Raw genomic sequence first — 7644 nt, 5'->3', positions numbered from 1 at the left:
CAATAATGATGAGCAGCCCGCACTTGCAAGAGCTGTTCAATTAGCTCAGAAAAGTGTATCTAGAAGCCGAATCACTTTCTTTTTATCCATTTACGATTTCTCGTATGACATGACGTCAATGCTATCAGTGGATGAAAGAGATGCTATGCGTCGAGGTGTCATTCATCAGCGTGAGCAGTGGATGCGTAAAATTGCTCAACCATACCTAAACGATGGCTTCGACTTTGATGTTTGTGTTGTCTGGCACAACCGTCCTTATGAGGCGATTATTGCTGAAGTCTATGCAGGCAATCATGACCTAATCATCAAAGGCACACGTAAGCATGATGTTTTAGAGTCTGTCATTTTCACACCGACAGATTGGCACTTGTTGCGAAAATGCCCTATTCCAGTGCTTCTTATTAAGAATGCTGCTTGGCCGGAACAAGCAAGTATCCTTGCCTCAGTACATGTGGGCTCAGAAAACCCGACTCATATTGATCTCAACGATACGATGGTCGAGCGATTAAAAGAAATCACCACTCGGCTTGAGGCCAAGCCATATCTTGTTAACGCCTACCCCGTTACACCGGCGAATATTACGATTGAACTTCCTGAATTTGACCCAACGACTTATACCGATGCAGTGCGAGGTCATCATTTAACGGCTATGAAAGCACTACGCCAAAAACATGGTCTTGATGAAGAACAAACGATAGTTGAGCAAGGTTTACCTGAAGATGTCATTCCGGCAGCTGCAGAGCGCTTGAACGCAGCAATGGTTATTTTAGGTACCACAGGGCGAACAGGGCTTTCTGCTGTCTTTATTGGTAATACAGCGGAGCACGTAATTGATAAAATAAATTGCGACGTGTTGGCTCTAAAACCAAAAGGCTACATTAGCCCTCTCGACCCAAATACAGCAACCTAATCTCTCTTTAGTATTGCTATGTATTGAGCGCTTTCAAATAAGCGCTAATAAATCCCCCCAATACAGGGGGATTTTTGTTTGGGAACAGTTAAAGCGTTGGGTACAAAAAAGGAGGTCTAATTGACCTCCTTTTTTACGAGTTAGATGTTCGTAACATCGATGAACATTGATTCATCAATATTCGTCGAAGAAACGACAGCCTCATTAAATTCATACTCTTCGCGGTTACCTTCACGATCTAGCGGTAAGTTAACAAAGTCGAACAATTCGCGGTCTGCTAGTTGGCTTGGGCTTACGTTTTGAATTGATTTAAAAATCGCTTCCACACGCCCTGGCGTCTTCTTATCCCATTCAATCAACATTGCTTTTATAGATTGACGCTGAAGGTTCTCTTGAGAGCCACAAAGGTTACACGGAATTATTGGGAAATCCTTGTGCTCAGCGTATTTGATCAAATCTTTTTCACGACAGTAAGTCAATGGACGAATGACCACGTTACGGCCATCATCAGAGCGTAGCTTTGGTGGCATCGCTTTAAGGCGAGAGCCGTGGAACATGTTCAAGAACATTGTTTCGACGATGTCGTCCATGTGATGACCTAGCGCAAGCTTAGTTGCACCAATCTTCTCTGCAAATGAATACAGCGTACCACGTCGCAGGCGTGAACACAGACCACAAGTGGTTTTGCCTTCTGGTACCTTCTCTTTTACGACGGAATACGTGTCCTTATCGACAATATAGTAAGGGATATTCAGTGTTTCGAAATACTCTGGCAGAATGTGCTCAGGGAAGCCCGGTTGTTTTTGGTCTAGGTTTACTGCAACCACTTCAAATTTGATCGGTGCGGCTTTTTGAAGATTCAGCAGGATATCAAGCATCGCGAATGAATCTTTACCACCGCTAATACATGCCATCACAACATCGCCTTCTTCGATCATGTTGTAATCAGTAATGGCATTTCCAACATGTCTTCTTAGGCGTTTCTGAAGCTTGTTGAATTCTAGGGTTTCTTTTCTTGTATCTATTTGGTTCATTGCGGGCTCTCACATCGCCGATAAATCGACTAGGACTTCCTAACATGGGTTTCTTTGGGGCGTGGATTATACGAGCTTTTTACACAGGATTAAATGCTTGTCTTATTGAGTCTTTAAGAAAAGAGTGTGAATGATACTTTAGTTACGGTCAAAATTAAAAAAGAGCTGCGATTGCAGCCCTTTCTAAACGTTCAGTGTTCATTTCTTTGCGTTAGGTAGATAAGGTAACACTCGCATCGTCGGTTCTGGTAGTGTCATTGTGCCACCTTGCCCTATTTCACTTAGTGCGACTTGTATCTTGCCATTGACAATTGGCTTTTCGGTTCCGTTTGAGAAAATCACTTTATCATTCAGTTGATTTGCAAACTCCATCGTCACACCTTGAACCTCCGGTGTAAACCAACCCGCAAACATACCGCCTAAATCTTCCAGCATCGTCTGCATTTGAGGTAGAAGAGGCTTAAGTTGGTCGTAAGAAACGTTACCCTGTAATGGTTCTTTGGTCATCACGACAAGTGAGTAATCGCAACGTGTATCTTTTGGGGTATCGACAAAAACCAACGGATTCGCTGACTTTAAGTTTTTATCAACAGGTAAAGGCAACTCTTGTGAAGCAGGGATAACAAACTCTTCATAGTGCTCTTCTTTTTCCATCCAAGCTTTTTCTATCGTACAAATTTGTTTAGTTTTTGCGTCCACAAAAAAGACACCAACTTTCACATCGTCATGCCCTTCTTTATTGTTGTTTTTTAGTTGAGTGTATAACTTTGAGTACGTGAACATGTACTCTTGAGCTTGGGTTATCGGCGATACAAGAATTAGCGCCGCACTTCCCAATAGACTTAGGCTTAACTTTTTCATTTTATCCGTTATTTTATTGCGTCCAGTAGGCGTTGTTATGACGAATCATAGCGCGAAGATCGTGTACATAGGCGATGCCACGTTCAGAATAGGCTAGCAACCCATGCGTTAACTCTGACGCGGTTGCAACCGTTAACAAGCCCTTGTTCTTTTCAGCCAGAGATGTTCTGATTTCACGCAGGTCTGCATACGCTGGGTTTCGATTAACATTCATAAAGTAGCCATGAACAGACTGTTGTACAGAATCGAATTTTTCAACTTCATGAACTTTGTTAGCGCCACGTTGCGCTGGAACAATTCCACAGCCCTTTTTATAACACCATTGGCCGAACAAGTTGTTTGCTTGAGTAGCAAAACGAGAAGTGCCCCACGCAGATTCATTTGCCGCTTGAGTTAGAACCAAGGCTTCAGGTAAGACGTTCACTCGCACAAGCATCTCGTCTAGCCATGCTTGATCAATCTTATCGTTACTCAAGGGCAACGAATACAGAGATGATAACCGCTGAGCATACTCTTGTTGTTCTTGCGTCACTTGTCCCACCTTTAAAGAGGTAAGAAAGGCCCGCTCATGACGAATTCGTTGATTCTCAAGAGCAATTTTAGGCCTTAAAAAATCAAAAAAAGCAGCTTTTTTCTCTTTCGTATCTTTTATTGAATTGAAGTCTGGTATATCACCGATGTATGGCAAGTGTGATAAATCGACATGCTTAATCTTGCCAGAGAGTACGTCAGGATTTTCCACATATTTAAACTGTTTCTCGTAGTGTAAATATGGGCCTATAGAAATAAAAGTGGCGGCTATACAGGTTGCCGCCACTCGTAAACTTATTGATTTCAAAGAATTAGGCATCAAACACCTGTGAGTTACCATCGTGATCATTATCGTTTTTCTGTGTTGTAACGATCTTAAGCTTAATTCCAAACATTTCGCGGTAGAGTATGCCTTTCAAATGGAAGAAGAATGGCAGCACAAAAATCAAGCCAATACCGTAGAACATTGCTGCAATAATAAACATTAACATCACGCCTAAGTAAAGCCCCGCGACCACAAAAATCTTCTTGTTGATTGCGCGAAGTGATAACAGCAACGCTTGCATTGGTGGCACCCTTTTCTCACAAATCAACAAAATAGAGTGACTAAATGCCAAGGAAAGATACAGCGACAGTAAAGGAAAAATCATACCAACCACACCTTGTAGCATTAAGCTCATGAGCGTTGCTAGAATAACAGGAATGGTGAACTGCAACCCCTTTCCAACATGGCGCAACTTAGTCTTCAGGCCGGCGACATGGCTCATAGCCATCAAGCTGATCCCCGCATAAATTGGTGCGCTAATCACCTCATAACTGAAATTCGCGACATAAATAGAAGACACAATATCGTTTGTGAACGACTCTGGGTTCTCAAACGCATCAAGAATAACGCTCAAATCGCCCAACTGCAGTTTTAATGCAATATAGAAAATACCTAACTGGACAAAAAGCAATACAATAATGGCAGGAGAAAATGATAAAAAGTGCTGGATGGTTGCTCGCCAAGCTTCGTTAAAAACCGCGCCAGCTTTAAGCTCGTAGTTGCCAGACAAAGCTCGCTCTACACTCCCCCCAAGATTGAAATCTTTCTCAAAATCGTCGTTCATAGTTTATCCAAGACTAACTTGAAAAATTTTGACTGGAATTCCAGTCAATTAATGTAATCGTCATTATAAAGAAATCTTTCCACATCTAACATCATAACTCACCTACAATCCTTGCAATCTCAACTGTATGGTTGATAATTAACCACTTTCAAGGTCATGAAATTGAAACAATTGTTGAACAAAGTTTAGTGCTATCAAACTGTGTCTAGATGCCAATTAATCTCATAAAAACAGTATGGTAAGGAATGATGGCTTTTTCCTGCAAAATTATTTCTGTTTCAAGATAAGAAAATGCTTTAATTTCACACTTTTGGTGATTATGATGCGCGCCTCAAAAGTGAATGGTTAGTGTCACATCAGCTGGGATAATCCCGGCTTGAACGTGGGGGAAATACAGACGTTGAACGCAAAACCGCAAGCAGGAAAGCCAGTTATTCGTTTATCTGGTATTAGTAAAAGTTTCGATGGTAAGGAAATCATCGGTAATTTAAATCTGGATGTTAATCATGGTGAATTTCTGACGATTCTCGGGCCTTCTGGTTGTGGTAAGACAACAGTTTTACGCATGATTGCAGGTTTTGAAACGGCAGATAACGGTCAAATTATTTTGGATGACCAGGATGTAACACAGGTTCCTGCAGAGCAAAGGCACGTCAACACGGTATTTCAAAGTTACGCATTGTTTCCACATATGACCGTATATGAGAATGTCGCTTTTGGTCTTCGTATGCAGAAAACGCCTACTGCGGACATTGAACCACGAGTAATGGAAGCACTGCGCATGGTGCGCCTAGAAAAAATGGCACAGCGTAAGCCTCATCAGCTTTCTGGTGGTCAGCAACAACGTATCGCCATTGCGCGTGCGGTTGTTAACAAACCAAAAGTACTGCTGCTAGATGAATCTCTATCTGCACTTGATTACAAACTGCGTAAGCAAATGCAAATTGAGCTTAAACAGCTTCAGCGTCAACTTGGTATTACCTTTATCTTCGTTACGCACGATCAGGAAGAAGCCCTATCGATGTCTGACCGCATTATTGTAATGCGCGACGGTGTTATTGAGCAGGATGGTTCTCCACGTGAGATTTACGAAGAGCCGAAGAACCTATTTGTTGCTCGCTTTATCGGTGAGATCAACGTATTCAACGCAACCATGCTAGAGCGTATCGACGAGAAACGTATCCGTGCAGAAATCGAAGGTGTCGAGTCTGTTGTTTACTACGATCAGGAAGCGCAAGCAGGTGAAAAACTGCAAGTACTACTTCGCCCAGAAGACTTACGTATCGAAGAGATCAAAGAGTCTGAAGAAAAAGGCATCGTAGGTCACGTAACAGAGCGTACCTATAAAGGTATGACGCTTGATTCAGTTATCCAATTGGATTCGGGCATGCGTGTAATGGTTAGCGAATTCTTTAACGAAGATGATCCTGATGTGGACCACTCACTTGGCCAGAAAGTCGCTATCACTTGGGTTGAGAGCTGGGAGGTAGTCCTCAATGATAAGCAAGAAGATTAATCTTCAAAACGCGATCATTACCTTAATCGTCGGTTGGTTAACACTTTTCGTGTTGGTACCAAATGTGATGATTATCGGTACGAGTTTCTTAACGCGTGATGAAGCAAACTTAATCGAAATGACATTTACTTTCGACAACTACTTACGTCTACTCGACCCCTTGTATGCGAAAGTGCTGATGCACTCGTTCTACATGGCGATTGTGGCGACGTTGTTGTGTTTAGTAATTGGTTACCCATTTGCTTACATCATAGCGAAAATGCCAGAGAAATGGCGCCCATTCATGTTGTTCTTAGTTATCGTACCGTTTTGGACAAACTCTCTTATCCGTACTTACGGCCTGAAGATTGTTCTGGGTACACAAGGTATTTTGAACAAATCATTAATGGCGATGGAAATCATCGATAAGCCATTACGTATTATGTACACCGAAACAGCAGTAATGATTGGTCTTGTGTACATCCTGCTTCCATTTATGATTCTGCCGCTTTACTCGGCAATCGAGAAGTTGGACAACACTTATATCGAGGCGGCGAAAGATCTTGGTGCGAACAAGTTCCAAACCATTACGAAAGTGATTCTACCTCTTACAATGCCTGGCATTATCGGTGGTTGTTTGTTGGTTCTGCTACCAGCACTAGGTATGTTCTACATCTCTGACCTTCTTGGTGGTGCGAAGAACCTACTGATTGGTAACGTTATTAAGAGCCAAGTATTGAACGCTCGTGACTGGCCATTTGGTGCTGCGACCAGTATCGCCCTCACCTTCGCAATGGCTGTGATGCTTTACGCTTACTACAGAGCAGGCAAACTATTGAATAAGAAAGTGGAGCTAGACTAATGGGACGCACAGTTAGATTTAGCTTTATGGCGCTGGTATATGCATTTTTGTATCTGCCAATCATCGTCTTAATTGTTAACTCATTTAATGCCAATAAATTTGGTATGAAATGGGGCGGTTTCACCACGAAATGGTACGAAACTTTAGTAAATAACGACAGCCTAATGCAGGCTGCATGGCATTCATTGAACGTAGCGGTATTTTCAGCGACAGCTGCAACCATTATTGGTAGCTTGACGGCTGTTGCCCTATTCCGTTACTCGTTCAAAGGTAAAGGTGCGGTAAACGGCATGCTGTTTGTCGTGATGATGTCTCCCGATATTGTAATGGCGATTTCATTACTTGCTCTGTTCCTAGTATTAGGCGCACAGCTTGGCTTCTTTACACTATTGATTGCTCACATCACCTTTTGTCTACCATTCGTTGTGGTAACTGTATACAGCCGCTTAAATGGCTTTGATGTGAAAATGTTGGAAGCAGCAAAAGACCTTGGTGCAAGCGAGTGGGTTATCTTGAAACAGATCATCCTTCCTCTCGCTAAACCAGCGGTTGCCGCAGGTTGGCTATTGAGCTTTACCCTGTCTTTGGACGATGTGATCATCAGCTCGTTTGTAACGGGTCCAACATACGAAATCTTGCCATTGAAGATTTACTCAATGGTTAAGGTGGGCATTTCACCGGAAGTTAACGCCCTAGCAACGGTGATGTTGATTGTTTCTTTGGTCTTGGTAGTAATTTCTCAGTTGCTAGCAAGAGAAAAAGTGAAGTAGAATCCGCACCTGTTAACATCACGAAACAGAATGGTTACATGCCATTCTGTTTTTCTATCTATCGTCCAAAAT

The 7644-nt window shown here is 42.4% G+C and carries 8 protein-coding genes; 4 read left to right on the top strand and 4 right to left on the bottom strand.

Annotation, left to right across the window (positions count from 1 at the left end; genetic code table 11):
* Nucleotides 1–910: universal stress protein UspE (gene uspE / locus CAG68_RS21720; protein ID WP_161441647.1), on the top strand; the 910-nt coding region annotated here is incomplete at its 5' end.
* Nucleotides 911–1050: 140 nt separating this feature from the next.
* Here uspE and ttcA read toward each other — a convergent pair.
* From ttcA to CAG68_RS21700, 4 genes are all read right to left on the bottom strand, one after another.
* Nucleotides 1051–1944, bottom strand: a complete 894-nt coding sequence (gene ttcA, locus CAG68_RS21715; protein WP_005377502.1) for a tRNA 2-thiocytidine(32) synthetase TtcA — start codon at nt 1942–1944, stop codon at nt 1051–1053.
* A gap of 198 nt (nt 1945–2142) precedes the next feature.
* Entirely contained in the window at nt 2143–2805 is a 663-nt protein-coding gene (locus tag CAG68_RS21710) for a DUF2987 domain-containing protein (RefSeq protein WP_005389171.1), read from the bottom strand.
* 13 nt (nt 2806–2818) lie between these two features.
* Entirely contained in the window at nt 2819–3655 is an 837-nt protein-coding gene (locus CAG68_RS21705) for a glucosaminidase domain-containing protein (protein WP_017634900.1), read from the bottom strand.
* Entirely contained in the window at nt 3648–4445 is a 798-nt protein-coding gene (locus CAG68_RS21700; protein WP_005389175.1) for a hypothetical protein, read from the bottom strand. The genes CAG68_RS21705 and CAG68_RS21700 overlap by 8 nt, the downstream gene beginning before the upstream one ends.
* A 400-nt stretch (nt 4446–4845) precedes the next feature.
* Between CAG68_RS21700 and potA the strand changes: the two genes are divergently transcribed.
* Genes potA through potC form a run of 3 tightly spaced genes read left to right on the top strand, consistent with a single transcriptional unit; the run spans nt 4846 to nt 7572 of the window.
* Entirely contained in the window at nt 4846–5961 is a 1116-nt protein-coding gene (gene potA, locus CAG68_RS21695) for a spermidine/putrescine ABC transporter ATP-binding protein PotA (protein ID WP_017634901.1), read from the top strand.
* On the top strand, nt 5942–6802 hold the full coding sequence (potB, locus tag CAG68_RS21690; RefSeq protein WP_005377512.1) for a spermidine/putrescine ABC transporter permease PotB: 861 nt from the start codon (nt 5942–5944) through the stop codon (nt 6800–6802). The genes potA and potB overlap by 20 nt, the downstream gene beginning before the upstream one ends.
* Complete coding sequence (gene potC / locus CAG68_RS21685; protein ID WP_005389180.1) at nt 6802–7572, top strand: spermidine/putrescine ABC transporter permease PotC; 771 nt, start codon at nt 6802–6804, stop codon at nt 7570–7572. Before potB ends, potC begins: the two co-directional genes overlap by 1 nt.
* Nucleotides 7573–7644: the final 72 nt, after the last annotated feature.

This window comes from Vibrio sp. V42_P2S4T144, from assembly GCF_009904715.1.
In the GTDB taxonomy this organism is placed as follows: Bacteria; Pseudomonadota; Gammaproteobacteria; order Enterobacterales; family Vibrionaceae; genus Vibrio; species Vibrio alginolyticus.
This window is presented reverse-complemented; position numbering and strand designations above follow the sequence as displayed.